This is a genomic window from Yoonia vestfoldensis DSM 16212, assembly GCF_000382265.1.
Lineage (GTDB): Bacteria > Pseudomonadota > Alphaproteobacteria > Rhodobacterales > Rhodobacteraceae > Yoonia > Yoonia vestfoldensis.
Genome location: NZ_KB907993.1, coordinates 15,811 through 41,258 on the forward strand (window position 1 = coordinate 15,811; position 25,448 = coordinate 41,258).

Here is a 25,448-nt window from a genome sequence, read left to right on the forward strand (position 1 = left end):
GAACATCGTTCATTATTTCTCTTGACGGGAATCGCGGGTCCCATTATCTCCATTTTCATGAACAGCGTTCACGCTGACAAAAACGGAGAGACAGATGTTCAAGACACTCGCCACCCTGATCCACGGGCAGAACGCACGGGCCGAAGACCGCGTGCGCGACGCCTTCGCGATCGAACTGATCGACCAGAAAATCCGCGAAAGCGACAACAGCCTGCGCGCGGCGAAAGCCACGCTTGCCAGCCTGATCCAGCGTCAGCGGTCCGAGGAAAAGCAGCACGCGGGCCTCAAATCCCGGATCGCTGACCTGACCCGCCGCGCGCAGGAGGCACTTGCCAGCGACCGCGAGGATCTGGCGGCCGAGGCGGCCCGCGCCATCGCCGCGATGGAAAACGAACTGACACTGCGCGCCGAAACGCTGGCACGGCTCGACCAGAAAGTGATGCGCTTGCGGTCCTCGATCGAGGCCGGACATCGCCGGATCATCGACCTCAAACAGGGGGCCATTCAGGCCCGCGCGGTGCGGCGCGAACAGGATATCCAGATGCGGATGCACCGCAGCGGTGTCACCTCCTCCAGCGTGGACGAGGCCGAAGAGCTGATCGCCCGCGTGCTTGGCCGCGACGACCCATTCGAGCGGTCCGAGATTCTGGCCGATATCAACCGCGATCTGGACGGCGGCAGCATCGCCGACCGGATGGCCGATGCCGGCTTTGGCCATGCCACGCGGTCTACCCCCGATGACGTGCTGGCCCGCCTGAAAGCCGCACAAGACTAATCCATATCAATCAAGGAGATCAAAAATGCACACGACACGTTCCGATAACGCCCTCATCATGTTCTTCAACGGTGCCGCCGTCGTCGTGGCCTATGCCATGCTCGGCCTCTCGCTCTGGCTGTCGCCTGATGTGCCGCTGTCCACCAAAGGCTATTGGGGCATCGCCATCCTGCTGTTGACGTTGGCCTTGGTGAATTTCGTCAAATACCGGTTTGACGACCGTCTGTCCGAGGACCGGATCACCCGTCTGGAAGCCGCGCGCAACGAAAAGCTGCTGTCCGAATACGTGAACGCCGACAAGGACATCTGACCCCCGCCCCGTCCGTGCGATCACGGGCGGGGTTCCCTCTTTCCAAAACCGCAACGCTTCGCCAAAGTCAGCCCCATGTCATACCTGCGCCAGTTCGCCGCCCGCATCACAGGCCAAGCCATCCGCATCTTTGCCCGCGCGATCACCGCGGTGCGCGCGGACTGGCAAGGCATCGAACCCGTGCCGCGCCAGCGCGTGTATTTCGCCAACCACACCAGCAACGCAGACATGCCGATGATCTGGTCCTGCCTGCCCCCTGCCTTGCGTCGCGACGTGCGGCCCGTGGCGGCGGCGGATTACTGGTTGAAGAACAAACTGCGTGCCTTTGTCGGGCCAGAGGTTTTCAACTGCGTCCTGATCGACCGCCGCCCCGAGGTGGACGACAAACCGATGGACAAGATCCTCGCGGCACTCGACGAAGGATCCTCGCTGATCATTTTCCCCGAAGGCAACCGCAACATGACCGACGATCCGCTGCTGCCGTTCAAGGCGGGGCTTTACAACATGGGGCGCGCGCGGCCTGACGTCGATCTCGTGCCGACATGGGTCGCCAACCTGACCAGCATCATGCCCAAAGGCGAGGTGATCCCCCTGCCGCTGATCTGCACCGTCACATTCGGCGCGCCGATCCATGTGCAGGACGGCGAAAGCAAGGATGACTTCCTGCGCCGCGCGGCGGATGCGCTGGCGGCCCTCGCCCCGCAGGTGCGCGCATGACCAGCACCACCGCCGATATCCTGCTGCTGGCTTTCGGCAGTTTCAGTATCCTGATCGCGCTGACCGTGCTGGGCGAGGTCCTGCGCGCCCGCCAGCCTGCGGACATGCCCAATCCGGTCCTGGAAACCTACATGACCCGCGTGCAAAGCTGGTGGGGCATGGTGGCCTTCGTCGGCATTGCGCTTTTGACGGGCAAGGTCGGCGTGATGATCCTGTTCGCCTTCGTGTCCTTTGCCGCCTTGCGCGAATTCCTGACGCTGACGGCCAAGACGCAGGCCGACCATATCGCACTGGCGCTCGCGTTCTTCGTGGTGCTGCCGTTGCAATATGTTTTTGTCGGCATGGGCTGGACCGGGCTGTTCGCCATTTTCATCCCTGTTTATGCCTTCCTGCTTTTGCCCATCGTCTCGGCCCTGCGCGGCAATGCGAACCGCTTTCTGGTGCGGGTTGCCGAAACCCAATGGGCGCTGATGATTACCGTCTTTTGCGTCAGCCATGTGCCCGCGCTGATGACGCTGGACCTGCCCGATTACAGCGAACGCGCGGTGCTGCTGATCGCCTTTCTGGTGATGGTGGTGCAACTGGGCGATCTGCTGGAATATTTCTTTGGCCGCCGGATCGGGCGCACCAAAATCGCCCCCGGCCTGTCGCCCAAGACATGGGAAGGCGTCGCCTGCGGTGTCACCTGCGCGATGATCATCGGCGGCTTGCTGAGCTGGATCACGCCCTTTGCGCCTCTTGGCGCGATGGCGATGGCGGGGGCCGCGTCACTGGTCGGCATGTTCGGCAGCATCGTGTTCGCCGCGATCAAGCGGGACCGGGGCGTCAAGGACTGGTCGCATCTGATCCCCGGTCAGGGCGGGTTCGTGGACCAGCTCGACTCTGTGATCTTCGCCGCGCCGATCTTTTACCACCTGACGCGGTATTTCTACACCTAGGCCCAGAACTGCGGCAGTTTGCTGAGGTTCTTGGCCATCAGCGTGCCGATCCCGCCCACGTTGTGCCGCCGGATCGCGCGGTAATCCTCGCGGCTTTTGCGGATCATTTGCGCAAAGCTGCGGTTGCTCGCCCCGCCCATCTGCATCTGCACCATGACATGCGGGATATACGCGAGCCGCACCTGCCCCGTGGTCAGAAACCGCAGCATCCCGTCATAATCGCCCGAAATGCGATAGCTGGTGTCGTATAGCCCTGCGCGGTCAAACACGTCCCGCCGCAGATAAAGCGTCGGATGCGGCGGCATCCAGCCAAGCGCCAGCGCGCGTGGGCTGAACGCGCCTGCCCGCCAGTGCCTTATCACGCGCGCCGGATCATTGCGCGCGACATAGTGCAGATCGCCGTAGACACCGTCGATGGCAGGGTCGGCCAGCACATCGGCCACGCGCGCCAGAACGGTGGCATCCGCCAGCACATCATCGGCGTGGAGCAGCCCGATCACATCGCCTGTCGCGCGCCTGATCCCTGCGTTGATCGCCTCGTAAATCCCGCCATCAGCAGCCGAGACCAGCGCCATCCCCTCCAACCCCTGCGCGTGCAGAAGTTCGACCGTACCATCGGTGGACCCGCCGTCCTGCACGACATGTTCCAGATCGGCATAGGTCTGCGCCCGCAGGCTGTCCAGCATCCGCGGCAGGGTCGCGGCCCCGTTGCGCACGGCAGTAACAACCGAGATTTTCATGCGGCATCCTTTCGGGGTTCGGGGAACAAGTCGATGCCCAGAACGGTATGGATCGCGGCAACGGGGCCTGCGCCTGTCTGCGCCATGCAGCGTTCGACCTCGGCCAGCTTGGCGTCGACAAGGTAGCGGTACCAGAATCCTTGCAGGACATGGAACGCGCGGGCCTGCGCGCCGTCCCGAAAACCGCCGCGCAGGATGTAGCGGTAAAGGTAATAGGCCCCCGCCCGTAGCCCACCGGGCAAGCGCGCGTAGAGGTTGTCCTTGATCCAGCGTTTCACCCCCGCAGCGCCTGTTGGTGTAGGTTGCACAGGCAGAAACCCGTGCCGCTGGTTGAGGATATCCACCACCTCGCGACTGGCATAGCCGTTGTGCTTGGCGATCCACCAATCCAGCGGCTTACGGTTGTCGTCGATGATCTGCCCCGCCAGATGCGCGACAGGGCCGTCCACGACGATATGTTCGTCCATCCAGCGGGCCTCGACCCGACCCTGCCCTTGGCGGAACAGCCGCAGCATCCGCGCCGGAAAAAGACCGCCATAACGGACAGGCTGGCCCTGAAACCACATGCTACGCCCAACGGTGATGCCCGCCACATCGGGCAGGCCGGCGGCGATCTGCGCGGCCAGTTGCGGCGTCACATATTCATCTGCATCGAGCCGCAGCACCCATCCGGCGCCCGACCCGAGCCGGTCGAGTGCCGCGTTGAACTGCAGCGCGTAATTGGACCATGAGTGAAGCCAGACCTCGGCCCCTGCCGCGCGCGCGATCTGCACCGTGGCGTCGGTCGATCCGCTGTCCACCACGATCACGCGGGTGGCGACCCTTTGCAGAGACGCCAGAGCGCGCGGCAGGTGCAGCGCCTCGTCCCGCGTCAGGATAATCGCGGTCAGGTCGGTCATTGGGGTCTGATCTGCATGGGATTGCCCTGCCCGATATGGCGCGCGGGCAGGTCGCTCAGCGCCACGCCCCGCGCGCCCAGGATCGCGCCCGCACCGATCACGACGCCCGGCCCGACGAAGGCATCCGCACAGACCCACGCATCCGGCCCGATCACGATGGCTGGTCGCAGCAAGCGGCGCGCGGGGTCGCGCCAGTCATGGCTGCCTGCACAGAGATGCGCGTTCTGCGACACCGTCGCGCGCGGCCCGATATGGATCGGCCCCAGCGCATAAAGGATGGCGCGGTCGCCGACGGCGGCCTGATCCTCGATATGGAGGTGCCAGGGGATCGTGATCCGCACGGTGGGATGGATATGCACCTCGCGCCCGATCCGCGCGCCGAAGAGCCGCAAGAGCCACACCCGCCAGACCCAGAACGGACGCGGGCTGAACCGGAACAGCGGCTGGCACAGCCCCCAGAGGATGCGCGCGACCTGCGCCTTGGCGGACCAGTTGCGCGCGCGCCGGTTTGCGCTGATGTCGATATGTGTCGTCATGCCTGAACCATCATTCCTTCGCCTGCGGCAAGGGCGCGGTAGAGGTCTTTGAAGCTTGCGACCATCGCATCGGACGAGAAATCGCGGATCATCCAGTCGCGCCCCCGCGCGCCCATGGCCGCCAGATCACCTTTGGCCAGCTGCGCGATCGCGGTGGCGAGATCGTCGCGGGCAACGTCGATGCAGGCCCCCGCGCCCATCAGATCAAGGCGCTGCCACGGCGTGCCGGTCGTGGTCAGCACCGGCACGCGATGGGCCAGTGCCTCGGCCACGGTGATGGCGAAATTCTCGCTATGGCTGGGCAGCACGAAGAGATCGGCGCGCGCAAAGGCCTGCGCCTTGGCATGGCCCTGTACATCGCCGTGGAAGCGGATGCGCGGGTTGTGCTCGGCGGCTTTGCGCAAGACCGCCTCATCCGCTGCCGTGCCGGTGCCATAGATGTCGAGCGTCGCCTGCGCGGGCAGGGCCGCGATCAGCAGGTCGATGCCTTTCTTGGGATGCAGCCGCCCAAGATACATCAGCCGCAGCGCGCCATCGGGCCGGTACCGGCGCGGCGCAACGGGGGGAATGGTCACGCAATTCGGGATCACGGCCGTCTGGATACCGCGCAGGCGCGCGACACTCTGCGCGGCTTCGACACCGGCGGTGACATGCAGCACGGTATCAGTTGGGCGCAAGGCTTGCGCCACCCTCTCGAACAGATGCTTGACCCTGATCCGTGGCGCGTCGGGCCAGTCCTGCGTTGCCTGCAACGCGCCACGCGGCGACCAGACCAGCGGTTTGCCCATGGCGCGCGCCAACGCCAGCACCGGCACGGTTGGAAAGGAATAGGTCCCCGTCAAATGCACCACATCCGCCCAGAGCATCGCGGCAGGCAAGCGCGCGAGCAGCCCCGGCGCGATGCTATGCCCCGCAACCCTGTGCGCATAATCCACGCGATAAGCCAAAGGCACGCGCCGTACCCTGTCAGCCACCGCAGGCCCTGCCGCATCGGTCGTCAGCACCCGCAGATCAAAGCCAGGGGTCGCCGCGATCCCGTCGCAAATCGCCTTGGTCGAAAAGATCGGCCCGCCCCAGAAGGTCGCAGGATAAAAGCTGGGGGTGACGTGCAGGATGTTCATTCCGCCACCCTTGCGCGCTGGCCGATGATCCGCGCGGGGTTGCCCGCAACGACAGCACCCGCAGGCACGTCGCGCGTGACCACCGCCCCTGCACCGATCACCGCGCCATCGCCAATCCGTCGGCACTGGGGCAGGATCACGGCGCGCATGCCGATCCAGACGCCAGCGCCGATGGTCTTGACCATCGGCTGCGGGACCGACCACGGGTCAAGTCCGTGGTCATGGGTATAGATCACCGCCCCTTCGGAGATCAACGTGTTATCCCCGATCACCAGCCCGCCCGTTGTGTCCAGATGCACATCGCGGTTGATCTGCACGCCGTCGCCAATGCGCAGCCCGGCGCGGCCTGTCTCGGCTGACACCTCGACCCCGCGCCAGATATAGCATCCCGCGCCGATGGTGACCGAGGACGGATCGTCGAACCGCACGCCGGGCTGAAACCGGCTGCCCGCACCGACCTGCGCCAGCGTTGCGCGGTGCCATTTCGTCGCGGCGATCAGCCCCAACCGGCGGCGGATTTGCGCAGGCATGCGCAGGGCGCGCAGAACGGATTTATGCATGGGACAGCCTTTCGGTTGGCACGGCCCGCCAGCGCAGGCGGCGGACAAACAGCGCGCGGATCAGCAGGATCAGCACCAGTTGCGCCGCGGCCCCCACGACAAAGGCGCTGAAGGAGGATTGCAGGCAGGCCTGCACGAAGGGGTAGAACAGGATCGGATAGAGGAATGCCGACCCAGTCCGTGCCGTACGGCGGGCGTCCAGCAGGAACGCCTCGCCCAGACGGAAACCACAGCCCAGCACAGGAGCGACAGCCAGCCCAACCCAGCCAAAGTTGATGAAGGCCTCGCCCGGTCCGGTGACGTTGAACGCCCCGCCCGTCGCCACATCCATGATCTCGCGCTTGAAATAGACGCCCAGATCAATGGCGGGCTTGTCCGGCCAGAGATCACGCGGCACCCAGCCAAATGCCCACCACCCATAGCTTTGCCCCAGCAGCATCTGCGCGGGTTCCACATGGCCCGTGACCATCACCGCCACGTTGAAATCCAGAAAATAGGTCGATCCGATGATCTGGCGCAGGATCGTGGCACCCTCCGCGCCCAGCCGGAGTTGGGTCATGTAGGCCGACAGCAGCACGATCCCTGCGGCGGGCAACAGCCCAAGCGCCAGTTGCCGCCAGCCCATCCGTCCACCCAGAATGGCATGGGTCGCGATTGCGTAGACAGTCAGTTCCACCAGTTCGAACCGGTCGCCCGACACCAGCGCGATCCCCAGCAACGCCACCGCCAGCGCCAGCGTCATCACCACCCGCATCGGGCGCGGCTGCAGGATCGTCTGGGCAAGGCAAAGAACAAAAGCGAATTTGGGGATCACGAACAGCGTCTTGATCCCGGCAAGCGTGGCACCCACGCCATCGGCGTTCACGTTGATCTGCTTGGCGCGGTTCAGCCCTTCGATCAGGCCGGCATCGCCGATCCCCATGCCGCGCGCGCGCAGGATGATCGCCATTGTCACCACCGTCACTGCCAGCGCGACAGCGACAAGCACGCCCATATGCTGCACACCCGAAGCGACTCCGCGTGCCGCGACGACCCCCGCGCCGACGGATTGCGGCCGGCATGCCAGCAGATAGCCAAGGCAGATCAGCGCCACGAATCCCCCAAGATAGATCGCGCCCACCAACGAGGCCCCGGGTGCGGGATCGAACCTTGCGTAGAACGCCAACTCGGGTGCTGCGGCATAGGCCACGGCCTTGACCAGAAACCCGAGGCCACAGAAATAGCCCAGGATATGCATGGGCGACACCCAGGCCAGCAACCCTTGCCGTGCCGCGATCCAGAACGGCAGCAGCGTGCAGAGCGTCGCAAGCGCGATGATCAGGACATCCGCCACGCCAGCCTCCCCGTTGGGCGGGCCAGCGTGTTGATCCCCATGCCGCGCAGAACCCAGAGCCATAGCAGTGCCGAACACAGGCTGGTCCCCGCGACATAGGCCAGCGCGTTGCCCATGGCGCCCTGCGGCGCGACCAGCACGACAGGCGTAAGATAACACAGCACACCCGCAAGCCGGGCGATCGCCGCGAGGTGACCGTGCCCGGTCAGGGTGGCGACGGTCATCCCTTGCGCAAAGGCCAGTTGGATCAGCGTACCGCCAAGCAGCACCAGAAGAATCGGCACCGGCAAACCGGGCAGCCAGACCGACAGGACAGGCAGCGCCAGCAGCGTCACCCCCGCCAGCGCCAGCCCCGGCAGCAAGGCGATGCGCGCCCCTGCATCGCTCGCGTCCTGCAGGGCGGGCGCATCGCTTGCGGCATGGGCAGCGCTGATCCGCCCCGCGCTGACCCATGTCGCCACCGACATCGGCAAGGCCACAAGGTTTGCCAGACGCCGCAGCAGCGCATAGACCCCGATCTGTTCAGGTGTCAGGAACTGGCCGCCGACGATGATATCGATCTGCGCCAGCACCATCCCCAGCACCGCCACCGCCCAGAGGTTCGCGGTCAGCACGCCCGCGGGCTTGTCGTGACCGATCAATGTGCCGCAGTGCGGATGCCGGACGACCAGCCCTGCCACACCAAGGCAGACAGCGCCGAGGATCAGCGCGGTGACCCACAGGATCTCTGCGGGATCGCGCTGCGCCAATCCCGCCAGCCCAAGCGCAAGCAGCGGCGCGCCATCGCGCAAGGCCATCGACAGATGCACCGAGCCCAGCACGCGCAGGATACTGGCCAGACAGGACGCAAGATTGACCGCAACCGCGACGGCCAGAACGCCCGCCCATGGCATCTCCGGCCAGATCAGACGCAGGATCAGGAACGCGCCCGCCGCCGTCAAGCCGGGCAGACCCAGACAAAGCTGGATCACCGCGCGCGGGTGCATGCCCGCGCCATCGCCAAGCCGTGCCAGCAACGTCAGCGGCCCGCCAAACCCCAGCACGGTGGCGCTGACCAGCGCCAGCCCCCAGGCCACGATCAGCGCACCGAAACCGTCAAGACCCAGCAGCCACGCGAGCCCCAGCAGAACCGCAACATTGCCCGCCACCAGCCCACCCCGGACAAAAACCGCAAGGCTGGCGGGATGATGAAGGAAATGCCGCAGGATCGACATCATGACGCAGATACTACCTTAACGACGCGTTCAGGATGTTCGCGCCGCTCTCACTGTTCCTTCATTGTGATTAATTTTGTCTTAACCCCTTTGTGGTTTCTGGACCGGGTTGCGTTGTCGATTGGAAAGCCCTGTTCATGCCCCGCCCCGTTCCGTATTCACCTGATCCTGCCTTTCTCGCGCTTGACCGGACGGCGCCGGTCGATCTCGTACAGATGCTGCGCGTGGTCTGGGCAGGGAAATGGATGATCGCACTGATGACGGGGGTCGCCGTCCTGCTCGCGGGCTACTACGGCTTTGCGCTTGCCAGTCCGCGGCACGCCGCCGTGACCGTGATCGACATGCGCGTCGCGCCTCCGCCCGTCCTGCCTGCGGGCAGCGCCGAGACTGTCAAACCCGGCACACAGATACAGGTGCTGCTGGCCACGGCGACACTGCAACAGGTGATCGACCGATTGGAGCTGCAGGACGATCCGGCCTTCAACCGGTACCTGACCCCGGTGCCGCCCTTGTCCGTGCGGGGCATCCGCACGAGCCTGCGCAACCTGCTTATGGGGCAGGTCGAACTGCCGCCCGATGGCGCGGCAATGGCGGCCAAGCTGGTGCAAAACCTGCGCGCCGCGATCACCGTCGAAAATCCACGCGATAGCGATCTTTTGCGCGTCACGGTGACGACAGGTGATGCCGACAAGGCGGTGAGTATCGCCAACACGCTGGCGGCGGTCTATCTGGCCGATCAGGTGACGCGTAAGCGCGACATGACCGAGGCCGGCGTCGCGTGGCTGACCGCCAGATTGGACGATCTGCGCACCGAACGGACCGGGACCGAGGCCGCGATCACCGATCTTGTCGCGCAGGCAGGTCTGCAGGACCCCACGAGGTCCGACGCGCTGGGCCGTCAATTGCAGGACACAGAGGCGCGCCTGATCTTGGCAACGGACGCATTGGCACGGACAGCCGACAGCGCCAACCGCCAGCGGCTGACCGCGCAGACGACCGCGCTCGGGGCCAGCCGTGACGATCTTGCAGCACAGGTGCAAGCGCTGAGCGCAGCCAATCAGGCACGCGACAGATTGCAGTTGGACCTTGATGCCAATCTTGCACAGCAAGCGGCGTATCAGGACCGGTTGCAGGATCTGGCCTTGCGCCAAGGCCAGCTTGCCCCGGACAGCCGTGTGCTGAATGCCGCGACAGAGGCGCGTTACATCGGCCCGCAAAAGGTGCTGCTGTTGCAGCTTGCCGCCCTTGTCGGCGCTTTGGGCGGGCTGATGCTGGTCGTCTTGCGCCATAGCCTGCGGCGCAGTTTCGCGGATGCGGCCGCCTTGCAGGACGCCACCGGCCTGCCGGTTCTCGCGCAACTGCCGTCGCTGCCGTCACGCAGGCCGGCGCGCTTGCTTTATCTGCTGGACGCAGCGCAGGCCACAGCAGCGACCGAAGCCTATAGGCACCTGCGCACAGCGCTGTTGCTGCAGGGCGCGCAGGCACCGCAGGTGATCCTGTCCACCTCGGCGGTTCCCGGCGAAGGCAAGACCACGCAGGCAATCGGGCTCGCACATGCGCTGGCGCATCTGGGAAAAAGGGTATTGCTGGTCGATGGTGACCTGCGACAAGGATCGTTCCGGCGCTACTTTCCGCTTGCGGGAACGGATGGGCTGGCTGCGGTGATCCTCGGCCATCTCGATCTGACAGCTGCAACAGAGCCCAGCCTGATCCCGGGGGTTGATCTGCTCGCAGGCGGCGCGCAGGATGCAAACGAGGCTGAAACCCTGTTTTTGCCAGCGCTGGCCAAAGTGATCGCGCAGGCGCGCGCGGCCTATGATGTCATCGTGATCGACGCTCCCCCGGTTGTACCGGTATCAGATGCGCTCGCGCTGGGCCGCCATGCCGACGCGGTGGTGGTCGCAGTCCGCTGGGACAAGACGCCAGCCGCCGTCGTCCTTGCCGCCACCGAGAAACTGGCAGCGGCCGGTGTGCAGATCAGCGGGCTGACGCTGACGCAGGTCGATACCCGCAAACAGGCCCGGCGCGGTGGGATCAGCTTTGCCCGCTACGGGCGGGGGTATTTTCACGCCTGAACCGGGTTGACCGCAATGATGTGGCGGCTGGAAAACCCGATCACATCGCCCGCCTGCATCAGCGTTTCCGCAGGCAAATCCGCCGCGACATAGGCCTTTGCAATCCAGTCGAGCGAACCGGTTGCGCCGTGTCCCTCGATATTTGGCCGCAGGAAGGTCGTCACCGGACCGATCAGGTTGCCCGGCACAGGCGATGGTGCGGCCTGACAGCCATAAACCAGATCGCCTGTCACCCCGCGCCCAGACAGACCAAGCCGCGTCGTCGCTCCAAAGCCGATATTCGCCGGCGTCTGGCCTGCAAAATCGGCGAGCGAGACGCTATTCTCCGGGCCCCTGACATGCTGGACCGCCACGGCCGCGCTTTCTCCGTCCCAATGCACGAGGGGCAACATCCCGAGATAGAGCCACTCGAACGTCGCAGCCGGGCCCGTTGCCGTGACCTGCACGTCGTGGCGCACCTCTCCGGGCGTGATCCGGCGGGTCATCTGGCATTCGCCGATATCGCCGCCGCTGCCGCGCTGCCATGTGGTGTTTTCAACAGAAACGATCTCGGCGCCGACGCGCAGGCCAGTGCCGACGATCGCAGGCACGAATGGCGCGGCATCCACCGTCACGCTGCGCGAGACCAGCGTTTCGTTGCCGTGTGTCTGCCCGCCGATCTCGGTCGCGGCACCGTCGATGACGATACGGGCGGCATATTCCCGCTCGGAGGCGTAGTCGATCGCTTGAAACTGTGGATAGGTGGGGCGGTTGTCGGCACGCCAGTCCAATGCGCCGTCGCCGCCGATCCCCGACAGATGCGCAGGCGGCATGGTCCCGCTGATGCCGGTCGCGCGGGCGGCATAAAACGTGCCTTGCCACTGGACCTCGTCGCCCATGACATAAGAGGTCGCAGGCTGCCAGACCGGTGGCAGGATGCCGTCGTCGGACAGATCGGCGCTGAGCGCGAGCGCCTCGATCATCAGGCTGTTGCCGCCGGGTGTGGCCACACCGCCATGCGACAAAAGCACGACATGGGTGCCGGTCAGGCCGGTTGCGACACGGATGCTGCGGCGGCGCTGCATGTCGGTGGCGGTATGGGTGCTGAACGCCTTGAACCCCAGCCCTGCAGGATCACCGATGGCATCGACCAATGCCTGCCCGCCGTCGATGTCCACGCGGCAGTACCCCCCTGACGTGCGGCCCGTGAAACAGATCCACAGGTCATATGGCTTGGCCCGATCCACCGTCACGCTGACCGTGGCTGCGAGTGACGAGGTACTGATGGCGCGGTTGCCGGTATAGCTGCCCGACAAGCCAGAACCGGAGGATTGCAGCTGCGACCAGCCCGCCGACAGACCGAAAGCCGCCACCGGATAGACCTTGCGCAAGGCACAGGTCAGCGTTTCGCGCCACGACAGCCGCGTTGCCGCATTGACGCCGTCCAGCCGTAGGCAGGCAGCCGTCGCAGGGCCGGTCTCGGTCCAGACGGTCAGCCCGCCTTGCGGTCCGGGGGCAAGCGCCACATGCGCGCCGCTGCCCTTGGCGAAAAATGCGGCCAGCGGGTCGCGCGCGGCCGCCGCGGCATAGGCGGGCGAAAGCTCCAGTCCGATCATGGATCAGTACCACGCCACAAGCTGCGCCGTCGTGCCGCTGGCCCGTACACGCACGGGACGGATCGACAGGACCGCACCGGCCGCCACGTCATAAATAACGATCTGACCATCCTTGTCCTGCAAGGCCGCGGTGCCCGCGCTTTGCACGAAGATCGCGCGCGGGCGCACCGGCAGATCCGCGCTGTCCGACGGTGTGACGACATAATGCGCCACAGCGGGCGAGGTCAGGTTGACGTAGTCGGAACTGAATGGATCAGGCATCGGGGACTCCAGATATGTTGCAGCCGCCATCATCCGCCGTTCGCGTGAAAGCCGCGTTGCCGCATCGTGCGGTGCGGCACGCAACGGCACTGGCCAAGCACGGCTCTGTCGCGGTAAAGCACACAGCATGGCGTTACCCGACCACCTGTCAGACACATCTTCGGACCACTTCGAGGGCGGGCCGCCGCTTCCGGAGCGTCCGTTCGTTGCAATCGGCGATGTACATGGACGGGCAGATCTGCTGGCCCCCTTGCTCGACCGGGCGGCATCGGATGGCCTGCCCGTGGTGCTGGTGGGCGATTACATCGACCATGGCCCGGACAGCGCCGCAGTGCTGCGGCTGTTGCAAGATTGCACGGCGCGGATCGCCCTGACCTGCCTGCGCGGCAATCACGAAGACCTGCTGCTGCGCTTTCTGCGCCGCCCGCGCAAGACCGGCCGCACCTGGCTGCGCTATGGCGGACGGGCGACCCTGAAAAGCTATGGCATCGACAATCTGCCAGATGATTTTGTCCCCGCCGACCTTGCCCGCGCACGCGACGCGCTGGAGGCCGCGCTGGGTGGCACGGTCACATGGATGAAATCCATGCCCTATTGGTGGCATAGCGGCAATGTCGCAGTCCTGCATGCGGGCGCCGATCCGGCCCTGCCGCTGGCCGATCAGGTGCCCAAGGCGATGGCCTGGGGGCATCCCGACTTCGGTCAGGTGACGCGCCGTGATGGCATCTGGTGCGTGCATGGCCACAGCATCGTGCCGCAGCTGACCATCCGAAACGGCGTGGTGTCCATCGACACCGGCGCGTGGAAAACCGGCAACCTGACCGCCGTGATCATCGGCGACGGCAGGGTCCGCGCGTTCTAGGCCCCCTTGCGCGTCAGCACCACGACGATGGTGCGCCACGCGATCCACAGATCCAGCCGGAAAGAGGCGTTGGCGATGTAATGCAGGTCCGCCGCCACTTTGCGCCTTATGCCATCGATCCCGTCGACATAGCCCACCTCGGTCTGCGCCAGACCGCTGACACCGGGCCGCACGCTGTGGCGTTCGGCATAGCCCGCGATTTCGCGCAGATACACACAGGCATGGTCATAGCTGTCGGGGCGCGGGCCGATCAGGCTCATTTCGCCGCGCAGGACATTGATGATCTGCGGCAATTCATCCAGCCGCGATTTGCGCAGGAACCGGCCCAGCACGGTGATCCGGTCAGCCTCCAGCGCGTCGAAAGCACCACGCGCCGCGCCGGTCGCCGCGCGCATGGTGCGGAATTTCAGCGCGGCAAAGCGGTGGCACTGATAGCCCATCCTATCCTGCCGATACATGAGCGGACCGGCATTCAGGAACGGGTTCAGGACCACCAGCACCGCCCCGACCAGCACCAGCACGACCAGCAGCGCCAAGGCGACCGCCCGGTCGAAAATCCGCTTTGATACCGGCGGCAGACCGGTCCGCGCAAGGGACAACGCCGATGCAGCCGGACAGGCAGGATCGGCAAGATACACGCCGTGGTGAGACACATCAGACATACCGCGTACCGCCTTTGCCATTCTGACCCGCCGACGCGATGCTGCGACCGGCATAGGACGAAAATGGCGGTACATGGTTAAAGAGTGGTTAAGTGGAACGGGGACGACGGCACCGGATGGCAGATTGAGCATCCCTCTTGTCTTTATCCACGGCGCGCCGGACACTGCGCCCATGACCGAGACCGCCAAGATACCCGCCCTGCGCATTCGCATCGTCTTTGGCGAGGCCGAGATGATCGGCCCCGGCAAGGCCGAATTGCTGGAACGCATCGACCGCTGCGGGTCGATCGCAGCCGCCGGGCGCGAAATGAAGATGAGCTACAAGCGCGCATGGCAGTTGATCGGCACCCTGAACGCCATGTTCGGCGCGCCGCTTGTGGACAGCACGCGCGGCGGTCCGGGCGGCGGCGGCGCTGTGCTGACCGACACCGGACGCAGGGTGCTGCGGCTTTACCGCGACTTTGAACAGGCTGCGGCGACTGCAGGCGCGCCCCATCTGGATCAGTTGCAATCCATGCTGGGGGATATTCCCGAAGAAAAATAACGCTTGCCTGCGACGCGCTTGTGCTGCGATATGTTTGTCGAAACATATCAACAGGGAGACGCCCATGCCGATATCATCTGCGGGCCGCGCCATCGCCACGGCCATCACTGCCGCGCTTTTGCTGGGCGCCCCACTGCGCGCCATGGCAGAGGATCTGACGATCTTTGCAGCGGCCAGTCTGACCAACGCGCTTGACAGCGTGGCAGAGGCATGGACGGCAGAGACCGGCCTCGCCGCAATCGTCTCTTATGCGGGATCATCCGCACTGGCGAACCAGATCCAGCAAGGTGCGCCTGCCGATATCTTCATTTCCGCCAGCGTCGACTGGATGGACGCGGTCGACAGCTCGGGCGATCTGCGCCAAGGCACACGCCGCGATATCCTTGGCAACACGCTGGTCCTGATCGCGCATGGTCAGGATGTGACACCCGTGACAATCGACGAAAATCTGGATCTTGCCGGGATGCTCGGCAACGACCGGCTGTCGATGGCCTTGGTCGATGCGGTGCCTGCGGGCATCTACGGCAAAGCGGCGCTGACGTCGCTGGGGCTGTGGGACAGCGTGGAACCGCTGGTCGCGCAATCCGACAATGTGCGCGCGGCCCTTGCCTTTGTCGCGCTGAACGAGGCGCCTTTGGGCATCGTCTATGCGACCGATGCAGCGGTCGCGGACAACGTCAGCATCATCGGCACCTTTCCGGCCGGAAGCCATGCGCCGATCATCTATCCCGCCGCGATCACGGCACAAAGCGACAGCGCCCATGCAGAGGCGTTTCTTGATTACCTCGCGTCCGACACCGCCCGCGCCATCTGGCAGTCGTACGGGTTCAGCGTCGTCGAGTGATGGGATCTGACTGGGCAAGCTGGCTCGGCCCGGCGGAATGGCAGGCCGTACGCCTGTCGATCCGCGTGTCGTTCTGGGCGACGCTCGCCAGCCTGCCCTTGGGGATATTCGTGGCCTATGCGTTGGCGCGGTGGGATTTCTGGGGCAAGCAGGTCCTGAACGGCATCGTGCATTTGCCGCTGATCCTGCCGCCGGTTGTGACGGGTTACCTGCTGCTGATCACCTTTGGCAGACGGGGGCCTGTGGGTGAATTCCTTGACGCATGGTTCGGCATCGTCCTGTCGTTCCGCTGGACAGGGGCCGCCGTTGCCGCCGCGATCATGGCCTTTCCTCTGATGGTCCGCGCGATCCGCCTCGCAATCGAGGCGGTGGACCCCAAACTTGAAGCCGCCGCCAGCACGCTGGGTGCGTCGCGCCCTTGGGTGTTCGCCACCGTCACCCTGCCGCTGATCCTGCCGGGGATCATCGCAGGGTCGATTCTTGCTTTTGCCAAGGCGATCGGCGAATTCGGGGCGACGATCACGTTCGTATCCAACATCCCCGGCCAGACACAGACGATCCCGTCCGCGATCTATGCCTTTCTCCAAGTGCCGGGCGGACAGGACTCTGCGACCCGTCTGGTGATCATCGCGATCATCATCGCGATGGCGGCACTGCTCTTGTCCGAATACCTCGCGCGCCGCGTCGCCAAGCGGGTGGCGGGATCATGAGTTTGCGGATCAAAGTGCAGCACGGTTTTGCGGGGTTCGACCTTGATGTCGATATCGACCTCCCCCACGGCGTCAGCGTGTTGTTCGGCCCGTCCGGGTCCGGCAAGACGACGCTGATCAACGCCGTGGCGGGGCTGCTGCGCCCGGATCACGGACGGATCGCGGTCGATGACTGGGTGCTGCTGGATACCACCGGCCGCCGGAACCTCGCCCCGCACCGCAGGCGCATCGGCTATATCTTTCAGGATGCACGCCTGTTCCCGCATCTGACAGTGCGCCAGAACCTTGCCTATGGGCGCTGGTTCGCGCCGCGCGATGCCCGTGTCGAAAGCATGGATCGCACGGTGGACCTGTTGGGCATCGGCCATTTGCTTGCCCGCCGCCCCGGCACGCTCTCGGGGGGTGAAAAACAGCGCGTCGCCATTGGGCGGGCGCTGCTGTCCGGGCCAAGGCTGATCCTTGCGGACGAACCGCTGGCCGCTTTGGACGAGGCGCGCAAGGCGGAAATCCTGCCCTATTTCGAACGCCTGCGCGACGAGGTGGCGGTGCCGATCCTCTATGTCAGCCACGCCTCGGCAGAGGTGGCGCGTCTGGCCACCACGGTCGTCGCCCTGCGGGAAGGCCGCGTCATCGCCTGCGGTCCACCCGCGCAGGTGCTAGGCGATGTCGGCGTCGTCGGTGCGCGCGGGGCTGCGTCGCTGCTGACAGCGCGTGTTGTGGCGCATCATGCGGATGGGTTGACGGAACTTGCCACCGGCGCAGGCACTCTCTGGCTGCCGCGCATCGGTGATGCAGCGGGTGCGACCTTGCAGGTGCGGATCATGGCGCAGGATGTGATCCTGTCGCGCGACAGGCCTGTGGGCTTGTCCGCACTGAACATCCTGCACGGCACGATCAGCGATCTGCGCCTTGGCGACGGCCCCGGCGCGATGGTCACGCTGGCCGTGGACGAGGATCGGCTCTCTGCCCGCATCACCCGCCGGTCCGTAGAGGCGATGGGGCTGGCCAAGGGGCAGACCTGTCACGCCGTGATCAAAACGGTCGCCGTGGCACCGGACGATATCGGGACCGGGCGCCCTAGCCCACCATCCCACGATTGAACCGCTGTTCCAAAAGCTTGAAGGCCAGCGCCAGCAGCCCCGCGATCACCATATAGATCACCGCCAGCAACAACAGCGGTTCATAGATGATGAACGTATCCTGCCGCACACGGCTCGACACTGCATAAATCTCGATCACCGTGATCGTGGCCACCAAGGGCGTCGCTTTGAGTTGCAGCACGGTTTCGCCGCCCAAGGTCGGCAGCGCGCGTTGCAGCGCCTGCGGAAACCAGATGCGCCGGAAGATCGCGAACCGGCCCATGCCCATGGACCGCGCAGCCTCCAACTGCCCACCGGCGACGGATTTGAACGCGCCGCGCATCACCTCGCCCTCGTAGCCCGCGAAACTGAGCGACAGGGCTAACAATGCATAGGGCCATGCCTGCCGCAGATAGGGCCACAGCTCGCTTTCCCTGATCCATGGAAATTGCGGAAACAGGCTGCCGACACCGAAATAGATCAGCCACAACTGCAACAGCAGCGGCGTGCCACGGATCACCGTGCAGAACGCACGCGCGGGTGCTGCCAGAAACCGTGGCCCTGCCGCCTGCGCCAGACCCAAAGGCACCGCTAGCATGAACCCGATCAGGCAACTCAAGCCGAGCAGCCACAATGTCCGCCAGATGCCCTGCACCGCCAGATCATAATAGCGCGGAATCCAGTCCCAGCGCAGCGCCAGCGCTGCCCAGACCACAAGGCCCAGCGCCACCGCGACCATGACGATCCGGTGCGGCACAAAGACCTCTTCTGCGATCCTCTGGTGGTTCATTGCGCGGCCTGCCCGCGCCGGTAGCGCGCCTCGATCCAGCCGAAGATGCGGCCCGACAGCAGCGTCATCGCCAGATAGATGGCGCCCGCCGCCAGAAAGAACGTGAAATAGGCCCGCGTCGATCCTGCCGCCTGCCGCGTCTCCAGCGTCAGTTCGGAAAAGCCGACGATGGCCAGCAGGGCGGTATCCTTGGTCGCGATCAGCCAGAGGTTCGACAGGCCCGGCAGCGCCAAAGGCAGCATCGCGGGAATGGTCACGCGCCAGAACGTCTGGACCGCACCCATGCCATAGGCGCGCGCCGCCTCGTGCTGGCCGCGCGGCACCGACTGGATCGCGCCACGCAGCACCTCGGTCGCATAGGCGCCCTGCACGATGCCCAGAACGGCGATACCCGCGACAACGCCCGAAATTTCGACAGGCCGCTGCCCCATCGCGCGCAGGGCCTGATTGAGCAGGTCCGTGCCCGCGTAATAGAGGATCAGGATCAGGATCAGTTCAGGCACCGCCCGCACGACGACCGTATAGACCGACAGCAGATCGCGCGTGACCGGGCCGCCATACAGCTTGCCCAGCGCGCCCGCCGTGCCGATCAGCAGGCCCAGCGCAAAAGCGCCAAGTGCGATCTGCAGGCTCGCCCAAGCGCCGCGCAAAAGGTTACCCCCCCAGCCCGGCGGCTGGAGGGACAAAAGACCGACCGATGTTTCCAGCCCCGGCCAGAGGGCATATAGCCAGTCCGACACCCGGTGCGCCGGGCTTAGTTGCCGTAGATCGAGGTGGCGAAATAGCGCGCCGTGATCTCGTCATAGGTGCCGTCGGCAATGATCGCGGCGATGCCTGCGTTGATCGCCGCACGCAGGTCGTCCTCGCCCTTGCGCATGCCTGCGCCGACACCTGCGCCGAGGATGGCTTCATCCGGGGCGACGGCACCCTTGACCTCGCAACAGGCCCCAGCTTCGGTGGCAAGAAAATCATCCATGGCCAGACTGTCGGCCTGTGTGGCGTCGATCCGGCCTGCAGCGAGGTCCTGATTGGCTTCGTCCTGCGTCTGATAGGTGCGCAGTTCGGTCGCCCCTTCGAAATAGGCCTGTGCATAGGCTTGGTGGATGGTCGACACCTGCACACCCAGCACCTTGCCCGCAAGGCTTTCGGGGGAGGCGTCCATTTCCATGTCACGCTGGCCCACGATCACGGTGGGCGTGTTGTAATAGGGGTCCGAGAAATCGATAGTCTGCATCCGGTCGGCGGTGATCGACATCGACGCCATGATCGTGTCGATCCGGCCGGACACCAGCGCGGGAATGATCCCGTCCCATGCGGTCGGCGTCAGCACACAATCCAGTTCGGCGGCGGTGCAGACGGCGTCGATGATCTCGACCTCCCAGCCGACCCAATTGCCCGCCGCATCGGGCGAGGCGAAGGGCGGATAGGGTTCGGCCGCGATACCGACGCGGACCTCTTGGGCCTGCGCCAGACCGGCGACAGCGATCAGGGCGGTGGTCGCGAGAAGGGTCAGTGTCTTCATGATATCTTTCTCCTTGTTGAACATAAGAGCGCTTTGCGCGCTTCTTGATCATCCCGCAGCACCCGCATCGGCACAGCGTTCGCCAACGCTGCGGCACGCCAAAGTGCATCGCAACATTTTTGTGATTGTATCTGGCCAAAATGGCAGCAATTATTCAAGTGTATAATTTCAGCAGAAGATGGACGACATGCGCTTTGGTGCCGAAGACCGATCAAAACCTCTTGCCGCCGTGATCATGCGCGCCCCCGGCCCCGCCATGGCCAAGGCCCGCCCGCAGGACTGGCATTACGGCGCAGGGTTTGACCCTGCCCGCGCGGAAATCCAGCATGCGGAACTGGCACGGATCATGACCGCCAGCGGGGCAGAGGTGCATTGGATGCCATCCGCCGATGACGGCCTGTCGGATGCGGTGTTCGTGCAGGACCCGTCGTTTGTGACCCACCACGGGGCCGTGATCCTGAACATGGGCAAGGCCTTGCGCCGCGCCGAACCGGACCTGCATGCCGCCTTCTACGACAGTATCGGCGTGCCGGTGATCGGCCGTCTGACCGGTGATGCCACGGTCGAATCGGGCGATTGTTTCTGGCTTGATCCAGACACGCTGGCCGTGGGGCGCGGGGTGCGCACCAATCAGGCAGGCATCATGGCCTTGGCGGATATCCTGCGCCCTTATGACATCGCTGTGCAGGCCTATGACCTACCCTATTGGACCGGCCCCGCCGCCTGCCTGCATCTGATGTCGCTTGTGTCCCCGCTTGGCCCCGATATCGCGCTGATCCATGCGCCCTTGCTGCCCTATGCGCTGTGGTCGGATATGCGCGCGCGCGGCTGGACCCTGCTGCACGCGCCCGAGGATGAATTCATGGCCTCGAACGGGCTGAGCCTGAACGTGCTCGCCCTGCGCCCGCGCGATGTGGTGATGGTCGACGGGTTCCCACAGACCCGCGCCCTGATGCAAGATGCAGGCTGCAATGTACAGGTGTTCGACGGCGATGCGCTCTGCATCGCCTGCGAAGGTGGCCCCACCTGCCTGACCCGTCCGGTGCTGCGCGCATGACCCTGCGCCGCACCTTCAAGCGCGAAGGCGAGGAGGCGCGCCGCGCCGCGCTGATCGACGCCACGCTTGATTGCATTGCCGAAGGCGGGCCGCAGGCCGCGACCGTGCGCGCGATTGCGCTGAAGGCCGGTGTCACACCGGGCCTTATCAAGCATTATTTCGACACCAAGGAAGACCTTGTCGCCGCCGCCCACGAAACCCTGATGACCCGCCTGACCGAGGCGAGTGCGGCGGCCCTTGACGATCTGCCCGCCGATCCGATCGCGCGACTGGCGGGGTTCATCGCCAATGCGGTTACGCCGCCGGTCGTCGACCCGCGCGCCATGGCACTGTGGGCCGCGTCGATGCAACTGGTGCCGCGCGATACGGCCATGCGCGACGTGCATGAAGCGACCTATCTGGCGTTCCGCGACCGGCTGGAAGGGATGATCGTCGATGCCCTGCGTACGGCGGGCAAACCCCATGACAAACCCGCGACACGCGCCCTTGCCATCGCCGGCAACGCGCTGCTCGACGGACTGTGGATCGAGGCGTCTGTCCTGCCCGACCAATTCGCGCAAGGCGAAATGCGCACCATCGCGATCCGCGCCTTTGCTCGGCTGCTTGACCTGAAACTGCCGGAGTAAACAATGCAATATGCTGATGTCACCACCCGCCTCGCCGGGCTGGGGTCGGATAAATGGGTGCTGAGCGCCGCCGCCAATGCGCGCATCCGCGCGGGCGACGCGATCATCAACCTGACCATCGGCGAACCCGATGTACCGACGCCTGACACGCTGATCGACAGCGCCATTGCCGCAATGGGTGCAGGGCGCACCGGCTATTCCAACGGGCGGGGCGAGCCGTCGTTACTGGCCGCCCTATCAGGCAAGTATAGCGCCCTGACCGGCCGCAGCATCGGGACCGACCGCTTTCTTTGCCTGCCCGGCACGCAGACATCGCTGTATCTGGTGCTGACAGCCCTTTGCGATCCGGGTTGCGAGGTAATCCTCGGCGATCCGATGTATGCGACCTATGAGGGGTTGATCCGTGCGTCGGGTGCCGTGCCGGTGCCCGTCAGCCTTGACCCCGCCCATGCGTTCCGCCTGCAGGCGGCGGATGTGGCGGCGGCGATCACGCCTGCGACGCGGGTCATCATGCTCAACACGCCGCATAACCCGACAGGCGCGATCCTGCGGCCTGCCGATCTGGACGCGATCTGTGCGCTGGCGGCCGAACACGACCTCTGGGTCGTCTCGGACGAGGTTTACGGCAACCTGACCCATGAGGGCGCGGTCTTCACCTCCGCCTTGGCCAATCCCGCCTATGAAGAGCGTGTGATCGTCACCGCCTCGATTTCCAAATCGCATGCCGCACCGGGGTTCCGGTCCGGCTGGGTCTGCGGGCCTGCCGCCTTTTGCACGCAGGCGCTGCCCCTGTCCGAAACCATGTTGTTCGGATCGCAGCCTTTCATCGCCGACATGACGGCGCAGGCGGTGGCCAGCCCGCCCGACCTAGCGAAGGCGATGGCCGGGCGTATGGCGCGGCGCGCGGGGATCATCCACGCAGCCCTTGACGGTGTGGCCGACCTGCATGTCCACAAGCCCGAGGCGGGGATGTTCGCCCTGCTCGACATCCGCGCGCTGAGCCACGATTCCAAAGCCTTTGCGCTGGCGCTGCTAGAGACGGAGGCCGTCGCCGTCATGCCCGGCGCGTCCTTTGGCAAAGCTTTTGAGGGTTGGCTGCGGCTGGCGCTCAACGCGAGCGATGACGCCACGCGCGAGGCTTGCGTGCGGCTCAGACGCTTTGCGATGGGCTGGCCACGATGACGACCGTCGCGCAAAGCCTTGTGCGCTGGTTGCAGCAGATGGGAACCGAGGTGATCTTTGGCATCCCCGGCGTGCATACGATCGAGCTTTACCGCGCCCTGCCCGACGCGGGCATCCGCCATATCACCCCGCGCCACGAGGCGGGGGCAGGTTTCATGGCCGATGGCTATGCCCGCGTCTCGGGGCGGTTCGGTGTGGCGCTGGTGATCACCGGACCGGGGCTGACCAATATCCTGACGCCGATGGCGCAGGCGCGGGCGGATAGCGTGCCGATGCTGGTGATTTCCGGCGTGAACCGGCGGGACAGCTTGGGCAAGGGGCTAGGGCATCTGCACGAACTGCCCGACCAACTGGCGCTGAGCGCGACACTGGGTCCGGCGTTCCAACTGGACCGTGCCGACGATCTGCCTGCGATCCTCGACCAGATTGCCGTTGCCCTGACCACGGGGCGCGGCGGGCCGGTGCATCTGCAAATCCCGCTCGACCTGATGGCGGCCACGGCCCCTGACGCGCTGCCGCTGCCCGTGATCGCGCCTGCGTCAGTGCCGGATGTCATTTCCGCGAATGCCTTGCTGGCGGACGCAAAATCGCCCGTGATCATCGCGGGGGGCGGCTGCCGCCGCGCGGGGGCGGCGCTGCAGGCATTGGCAGACCGCCTTGGCGCGCCGGTGATCCTGACCACCAATGCGCGCGGGCTGATGCATGGTCATCCGCTGGTCGTGCCTGCGTCACCGAGCCTAGCGCCCGTCCGCGATCTGATCGCCTCGGCGGATCAGCTCGTGGTACTGGGGTCCGAAATCGGGCCGACCGATTGGGACATGTATGACGATGGCGGCCTGCCGGACCTTACACGGATGATCCGCGTCGATATCGATGCCGCGCAACTGGCCCGCCACCCTGCCGCCGTCATGCTGCAAAGTGATCTGGCCGCGATCCTGCCGCGTCTAGAAGGTGCAACCAGCGCCGATGGTGCAGAGCGCGCGGCCCAAGCGCGCAACGCGGCCTTTGCGGCCTTGCCCGCAGGCTATGCCGCCGAGATCGCCGTGCTGGACCGCCTGCGCGACAGCTGTCCCGGTGCGATCATGGTCGGGGATTCCACGCAGGCGATCTATGCGGGCAACCTCTATTACGACCACGACCGGCCCTGCGGCTGGTTCAACGCGGCGACAGGCTACGGCGCACTTGGCTATGCGCCGGGGGCTTCGGTGGGCGCGGCGCTGGCGGCCCCTGACGCACGCATCCTGTGCCTGATCGGGGATGGCGGGCTGATGTTCAGCCCCGGTGAGATGCTGACAGCGTTCGAAGAAAACCTCGACATCACCTTCATCGTTTTCAACAACGCAGGCTACGGCGAAATCGCCAGCGCGATGAAAGCCGCAGGCGCGCAGGTGCTAGGCTGCACCCCGCGCCCGCCGGATTTTGCGGACCTCGCACGCGCCTGCGGTCTGCCGTTTACCCGCACAACGCCCGCTGCAATAGACGCGACCGCCCGCGGCCCCCGCATGATCGAAGTCACCCTGCCGCCTGTCACGACGACCTGATCCGGCTGGGCGGCACACCGAACCGCCGCCGGAATGCCCGCGAAAAGCTGGTCGGATCGACGAACCCGCAGCGCAGCGCGATATCGCGCAGATCGTGGCGCGTGTCGGTGACCATCCGCCGCGCCATCTGCAGCCGAAGGTCCAGATAGGCGGCCCCCGGCCCCTGCCCCAAGGTCTCGCGGAACAATTGCTCCATCCGGCGCAGACCAAGCCCTTGAGTACGGGCAATCGTCTCCAGCGGTAGCGGGTCCTCCAGATGCGCATTCATCAGCGCAAGCGCCCCCGCCAGCCGCGCATCGCGGGCGACAGGCAACAGGCCGGGGCGCTGCGGGCGGCTGCCATCGGCCTGCGGCTCGTACTGGAACGATGCCGCCACCTGCCCTGCCAGACCCGCGCCACAGCGTGCGCCGATCAGATGCAGCATCAGGTCAGCAGCAGGGGCGGCACCACCCGCGGTGAAGCGGTTGCGCGAGATGACGAAACGGTCCGGCACCACATCGACGGCCCTGTGGGCGCTGGCGAAATCCTCCAAGTCTTCCCAATGCACCGTGGCGCGATGGCCGTCTAGCAACCCCGCCCGCGCCAGCACCCAAGGCCCGGCATCGACTGCCCCCACCGCGCGGAACCGCCCCGCGATCCGGCGCAGACCCGCGATCAAGGGGCGCGTCGCGACCTCGGACTGGTTGTAGCCTGCCACGACGATCAGCGCATCGGCCCCTTCCGCCGCCGCAAGCGGCCCGATGGCGGGCAAGGCGATCCCGCAGGTCAGCGGCACATCCGCCCCCGAGGGCGACACTACCCGCCAGCGGAACCTGTCCTGCCCCAGATGGCGGTTGGCGTTGCGCAAAGGGTCCAGCACCGACGCGACCTCTAGGATCGAGGCGCGCGGCAGCACCAGCACCGCGATGTCGAGCGGCTGGTCGGAGGCCGCAAAGATGGTTTCGGATATCGCCAT

The 25,448-nt window shown here is 65.6% G+C and carries 28 protein-coding genes; 14 read left to right on the forward strand and 14 right to left on the reverse strand.

Annotation, left to right across the window (positions count from 1 at the left end; genetic code table 11):
- The first annotated feature begins 94 nt into the window (after positions 1-94).
- From H147_RS0116865 to H147_RS0116880, 4 genes are all read left to right on the forward strand, one after another.
- Positions 95-775, forward strand: coding sequence for a PspA/IM30 family protein (locus H147_RS0116865; RefSeq protein ID WP_019956571.1), 681 nt, complete (start codon positions 95-97; stop codon positions 773-775).
- Positions 776-800: 25 nt separating this feature from the next.
- The gene (locus H147_RS0116870; protein ID WP_026352635.1) at positions 801-1,085 is read left to right on the forward strand and encodes a hypothetical protein; all 285 of its coding nucleotides are present in this window, start codon (positions 801-803) and stop codon (positions 1,083-1,085) included.
- A gap of 75 nt (positions 1,086-1,160) precedes the next feature.
- Positions 1,161-1,802: a lysophospholipid acyltransferase family protein gene (locus tag H147_RS0116875; RefSeq protein WP_019956573.1), complete on the forward strand. Its 642-nt coding sequence runs from the start codon at positions 1,161-1,163 to the stop codon at positions 1,800-1,802.
- Positions 1,799-2,740, forward strand: coding sequence for a phosphatidate cytidylyltransferase (locus tag H147_RS0116880; protein WP_019956574.1), 942 nt, complete (start codon positions 1,799-1,801; stop codon positions 2,738-2,740). Before H147_RS0116875 ends, H147_RS0116880 begins: the two co-directional genes overlap by 4 nt.
- On the opposite strand, the gene H147_RS0116885 is transcribed toward H147_RS0116880, so the two are convergent.
- The 7 genes from H147_RS0116885 to H147_RS0116915 are packed head-to-tail and all read right to left on the reverse strand — an operon-like array spanning position 2,737 to position 9,146.
- Positions 2,737-3,480 (reverse strand): glycosyltransferase family 2 protein, encoded by a 744-nt coding sequence (locus tag H147_RS0116885; RefSeq protein ID WP_019956575.1) that lies wholly within the window; start codon positions 3,478-3,480, stop codon positions 2,737-2,739. The two genes, H147_RS0116880 and H147_RS0116885, sit on opposite strands and share 4 nt — an antisense overlap.
- On the reverse strand, positions 3,477-4,379 hold the full coding sequence (locus H147_RS0116890; RefSeq protein ID WP_019956576.1) for a glycosyltransferase family 2 protein: 903 nt from the start codon (positions 4,377-4,379) through the stop codon (positions 3,477-3,479). Before H147_RS0116890 ends, H147_RS0116885 begins: the two co-directional genes overlap by 4 nt.
- A complete protein-coding gene (locus H147_RS0116895) occupies positions 4,376-4,915 on the reverse strand; it encodes an LbetaH domain-containing protein (protein ID WP_019956577.1) in 540 nt (179 codons plus the stop codon). Before H147_RS0116895 ends, H147_RS0116890 begins: the two co-directional genes overlap by 4 nt.
- The gene (locus tag H147_RS0116900; protein WP_019956578.1) at positions 4,912-6,036 is read right to left on the reverse strand and encodes a glycosyltransferase; all 1,125 of its coding nucleotides are present in this window, start codon (positions 6,034-6,036) and stop codon (positions 4,912-4,914) included. Before H147_RS0116900 ends, H147_RS0116895 begins: the two co-directional genes overlap by 4 nt.
- Positions 6,033-6,596 carry an acyltransferase gene (locus H147_RS21515; RefSeq protein ID WP_019956579.1) on the reverse strand — a complete coding sequence of 188 codons (564 nt, stop codon included), beginning with the start codon at positions 6,594-6,596 and terminating at the stop codon, positions 6,033-6,035. Before H147_RS21515 ends, H147_RS0116900 begins: the two co-directional genes overlap by 4 nt.
- Positions 6,589-7,929, reverse strand: coding sequence for a hypothetical protein (locus tag H147_RS0116910; protein ID WP_019956580.1), 1,341 nt, complete (start codon positions 7,927-7,929; stop codon positions 6,589-6,591). Before H147_RS0116910 ends, H147_RS21515 begins: the two co-directional genes overlap by 8 nt.
- Complete coding sequence (locus tag H147_RS0116915; RefSeq protein ID WP_019956581.1) at positions 7,914-9,146, reverse strand: polysaccharide biosynthesis protein; 1,233 nt, start codon at positions 9,144-9,146, stop codon at positions 7,914-7,916. Before H147_RS0116915 ends, H147_RS0116910 begins: the two co-directional genes overlap by 16 nt.
- A gap of 134 nt (positions 9,147-9,280) precedes the next feature.
- Here H147_RS0116915 and H147_RS0116920 point away from each other — a divergent pair, with 134 nt between their 5' ends.
- The gene (locus H147_RS0116920) at positions 9,281-11,218 is read left to right on the forward strand and encodes an AAA family ATPase (RefSeq protein WP_019956582.1); all 1,938 of its coding nucleotides are present in this window, start codon (positions 9,281-9,283) and stop codon (positions 11,216-11,218) included.
- Here H147_RS0116920 and H147_RS0116925 read toward each other — a convergent pair.
- Together H147_RS0116925 and H147_RS0116930 are read right to left on the reverse strand one after the other, a co-directional pair.
- Positions 11,209-12,813 carry a hypothetical protein gene (locus tag H147_RS0116925; protein WP_019956583.1) on the reverse strand — a complete coding sequence of 535 codons (1,605 nt, stop codon included), beginning with the start codon at positions 12,811-12,813 and terminating at the stop codon, positions 11,209-11,211. The two genes, H147_RS0116920 and H147_RS0116925, sit on opposite strands and share 10 nt — an antisense overlap.
- 3 nt (positions 12,814-12,816) lie before the next feature.
- Positions 12,817-13,074 (reverse strand): spike base protein, RCAP_Rcc01079 family, encoded by a 258-nt coding sequence (locus tag H147_RS0116930; RefSeq protein ID WP_026352636.1) that lies wholly within the window; start codon positions 13,072-13,074, stop codon positions 12,817-12,819.
- 127 nt (positions 13,075-13,201) lie between these two features.
- Here H147_RS0116930 and H147_RS0116935 point away from each other — a divergent pair, with 127 nt between their 5' ends.
- Positions 13,202-13,936, forward strand: coding sequence for a metallophosphoesterase (locus H147_RS0116935; RefSeq protein ID WP_019956585.1), 735 nt, complete (start codon positions 13,202-13,204; stop codon positions 13,934-13,936).
- Here the strand turns inward: H147_RS0116935 and H147_RS0116940 are convergent.
- A complete protein-coding gene (locus H147_RS0116940) occupies positions 13,933-14,598 on the reverse strand; it encodes a sugar transferase (protein ID WP_026352637.1) in 666 nt (221 codons plus the stop codon). The genes H147_RS0116935 and H147_RS0116940 overlap by 4 nt on opposite strands.
- Before the next feature lie 172 nt (positions 14,599-14,770).
- Here H147_RS0116940 and H147_RS0116945 point away from each other — a divergent pair, with 172 nt between their 5' ends.
- The 4 genes from H147_RS0116945 to modC all read left to right on the forward strand — a co-directional run bounded on the left by H147_RS0116945 (position 14,771) and on the right by modC (position 17,796).
- A complete protein-coding gene (locus H147_RS0116945; protein ID WP_019956587.1) occupies positions 14,771-15,142 on the forward strand; it encodes a winged helix-turn-helix domain-containing protein in 372 nt (123 codons plus the stop codon).
- A gap of 64 nt (positions 15,143-15,206) precedes the next feature.
- On the forward strand, positions 15,207-15,986 hold the full coding sequence (gene modA, locus H147_RS0116950; RefSeq protein WP_019956588.1) for a molybdate ABC transporter substrate-binding protein: 780 nt from the start codon (positions 15,207-15,209) through the stop codon (positions 15,984-15,986).
- Positions 15,986-16,696 (forward strand): molybdate ABC transporter permease subunit, encoded by a 711-nt coding sequence (modB, locus tag H147_RS0116955; protein ID WP_019956589.1) that lies wholly within the window; start codon positions 15,986-15,988, stop codon positions 16,694-16,696. The genes modA and modB overlap by 1 nt, the downstream gene beginning before the upstream one ends.
- Positions 16,693-17,796, forward strand: a complete 1,104-nt coding sequence (gene modC / locus H147_RS0116960) for a molybdenum ABC transporter ATP-binding protein (RefSeq protein ID WP_019956590.1) — start codon at positions 16,693-16,695, stop codon at positions 17,794-17,796. Before modB ends, modC begins: the two co-directional genes overlap by 4 nt.
- On the opposite strand, the gene H147_RS0116965 is transcribed toward modC, so the two are convergent.
- From H147_RS0116965 to H147_RS0116975, 3 genes are read right to left on the reverse strand one after another with little or no spacing between them, the layout of a single operon-like run.
- Entirely contained in the window at positions 17,774-18,565 is a 792-nt protein-coding gene (locus H147_RS0116965; RefSeq protein ID WP_019956591.1) for an ABC transporter permease, read from the reverse strand. The two genes, modC and H147_RS0116965, sit on opposite strands and share 23 nt — an antisense overlap.
- On the reverse strand, positions 18,562-19,305 hold the full coding sequence (locus H147_RS0116970; RefSeq protein WP_026352638.1) for an ABC transporter permease: 744 nt from the start codon (positions 19,303-19,305) through the stop codon (positions 18,562-18,564). The genes H147_RS0116965 and H147_RS0116970 overlap by 4 nt, the downstream gene beginning before the upstream one ends.
- Positions 19,306-19,319: 14 nt before the next feature.
- Complete coding sequence (locus tag H147_RS0116975) at positions 19,320-20,087, reverse strand: transporter substrate-binding domain-containing protein (protein ID WP_026352639.1); 768 nt, start codon at positions 20,085-20,087, stop codon at positions 19,320-19,322.
- A 178-nt stretch (positions 20,088-20,265) separates the two neighbouring features.
- On the opposite strand from H147_RS0116975, the gene H147_RS0116980 reads away from it, so the two are divergent.
- The 4 genes from H147_RS0116980 to H147_RS0116995 are packed head-to-tail and all read left to right on the forward strand — an operon-like array spanning position 20,266 to position 24,493.
- Positions 20,266-21,144, forward strand: coding sequence for a dimethylarginine dimethylaminohydrolase family protein (locus tag H147_RS0116980; RefSeq protein ID WP_019956594.1), 879 nt, complete (start codon positions 20,266-20,268; stop codon positions 21,142-21,144).
- Positions 21,141-21,770: a TetR/AcrR family transcriptional regulator gene (locus tag H147_RS0116985; protein WP_019956595.1), complete on the forward strand. Its 630-nt coding sequence runs from the start codon at positions 21,141-21,143 to the stop codon at positions 21,768-21,770. The genes H147_RS0116980 and H147_RS0116985 overlap by 4 nt, the downstream gene beginning before the upstream one ends.
- 3 nt (positions 21,771-21,773) lie before the next feature.
- Positions 21,774-22,952, forward strand: coding sequence for a pyridoxal phosphate-dependent aminotransferase (locus tag H147_RS0116990; protein WP_019956596.1), 1,179 nt, complete (start codon positions 21,774-21,776; stop codon positions 22,950-22,952).
- Positions 22,949-24,493, forward strand: coding sequence for a 5-guanidino-2-oxopentanoate decarboxylase (locus tag H147_RS0116995; RefSeq protein WP_019956597.1), 1,545 nt, complete (start codon positions 22,949-22,951; stop codon positions 24,491-24,493). Before H147_RS0116990 ends, H147_RS0116995 begins: the two co-directional genes overlap by 4 nt.
- Here the strand turns inward: H147_RS0116995 and H147_RS0117000 are convergent.
- A complete protein-coding gene (locus H147_RS0117000; RefSeq protein WP_019956598.1) occupies positions 24,480-25,448 on the reverse strand; it encodes a GlxA family transcriptional regulator in 969 nt (322 codons plus the stop codon). The two genes, H147_RS0116995 and H147_RS0117000, sit on opposite strands and share 14 nt — an antisense overlap.

Bases quoted from the DNA above. Each gene is read 5' to 3' on its own strand.
- H147_RS0117000 (WP_019956598.1), bottom strand. From the start codon at position 25,448: ATGGCGATATCCGAAACCATCTTTGCGGCCTCCGACCAGCCGCTCGAC.
- H147_RS0116865 (WP_019956571.1), top strand. From the start codon at position 95: ATGTTCAAGACACTCGCCACCCTGATCCACGGGCAGAACGCACGGGCC.
- H147_RS0116990 (WP_019956596.1), top strand. From the start codon at position 21,774: ATGCAATATGCTGATGTCACCACCCGCCTCGCCGGGCTGGGGTCGGAT.
- modA (WP_019956588.1), top strand. From the start codon at position 15,207: ATGCCGATATCATCTGCGGGCCGCGCCATCGCCACGGCCATCACTGCC.
- H147_RS0116920 (WP_019956582.1), top strand. From the start codon at position 9,281: ATGCCCCGCCCCGTTCCGTATTCACCTGATCCTGCCTTTCTCGCGCTT.
- H147_RS0116890 (WP_019956576.1), bottom strand. From the start codon at position 4,379: ATGACCGACCTGACCGCGATTATCCTGACGCGGGACGAGGCGCTGCAC.
- modC (WP_019956590.1), top strand. From the start codon at position 16,693: ATGAGTTTGCGGATCAAAGTGCAGCACGGTTTTGCGGGGTTCGACCTT.
- H147_RS0116895 (WP_019956577.1), bottom strand. From the start codon at position 4,915: ATGACGACACATATCGACATCAGCGCAAACCGGCGCGCGCGCAACTGG.
- H147_RS0116875 (WP_019956573.1), top strand. From the start codon at position 1,161: ATGTCATACCTGCGCCAGTTCGCCGCCCGCATCACAGGCCAAGCCATC.
- H147_RS0116965 (WP_019956591.1), bottom strand. From the start codon at position 18,565: ATGAACCACCAGAGGATCGCAGAAGAGGTCTTTGTGCCGCACCGGATC.
- H147_RS0116940 (WP_026352637.1), bottom strand. From the start codon at position 14,598: ATGTCTGATGTGTCTCACCACGGCGTGTATCTTGCCGATCCTGCCTGT.
- H147_RS0116935 (WP_019956585.1), top strand. From the start codon at position 13,202: ATGGCGTTACCCGACCACCTGTCAGACACATCTTCGGACCACTTCGAG.
- H147_RS0116870 (WP_026352635.1), top strand. From the start codon at position 801: ATGCACACGACACGTTCCGATAACGCCCTCATCATGTTCTTCAACGGT.
- H147_RS21515 (WP_019956579.1), bottom strand. From the start codon at position 6,596: ATGCATAAATCCGTTCTGCGCGCCCTGCGCATGCCTGCGCAAATCCGC.
- H147_RS0116975 (WP_026352639.1), bottom strand. From the start codon at position 20,087: ATGAAGACACTGACCCTTCTCGCGACCACCGCCCTGATCGCTGTCGCC.
- H147_RS0116885 (WP_019956575.1), bottom strand. From the start codon at position 3,480: ATGAAAATCTCGGTTGTTACTGCCGTGCGCAACGGGGCCGCGACCCTG.
- H147_RS0116930 (WP_026352636.1), bottom strand. From the start codon at position 13,074: ATGCCTGATCCATTCAGTTCCGACTACGTCAACCTGACCTCGCCCGCT.
- H147_RS0116880 (WP_019956574.1), top strand. From the start codon at position 1,799: ATGACCAGCACCACCGCCGATATCCTGCTGCTGGCTTTCGGCAGTTTC.
- H147_RS0116995 (WP_019956597.1), top strand. From the start codon at position 22,949: ATGACGACCGTCGCGCAAAGCCTTGTGCGCTGGTTGCAGCAGATGGGA.
- modB (WP_019956589.1), top strand. From the start codon at position 15,986: ATGGGATCTGACTGGGCAAGCTGGCTCGGCCCGGCGGAATGGCAGGCC.
- H147_RS0116985 (WP_019956595.1), top strand. From the start codon at position 21,141: ATGACCCTGCGCCGCACCTTCAAGCGCGAAGGCGAGGAGGCGCGCCGC.
- H147_RS0116925 (WP_019956583.1), bottom strand. From the start codon at position 12,813: ATGATCGGACTGGAGCTTTCGCCCGCCTATGCCGCGGCGGCCGCGCGC.
- H147_RS0116980 (WP_019956594.1), top strand. From the start codon at position 20,266: ATGGACGACATGCGCTTTGGTGCCGAAGACCGATCAAAACCTCTTGCC.
- H147_RS0116915 (WP_019956581.1), bottom strand. From the start codon at position 9,146: ATGATGTCGATCCTGCGGCATTTCCTTCATCATCCCGCCAGCCTTGCG.
- H147_RS0116945 (WP_019956587.1), top strand. From the start codon at position 14,771: ATGACCGAGACCGCCAAGATACCCGCCCTGCGCATTCGCATCGTCTTT.
- H147_RS0116900 (WP_019956578.1), bottom strand. From the start codon at position 6,036: ATGAACATCCTGCACGTCACCCCCAGCTTTTATCCTGCGACCTTCTGG.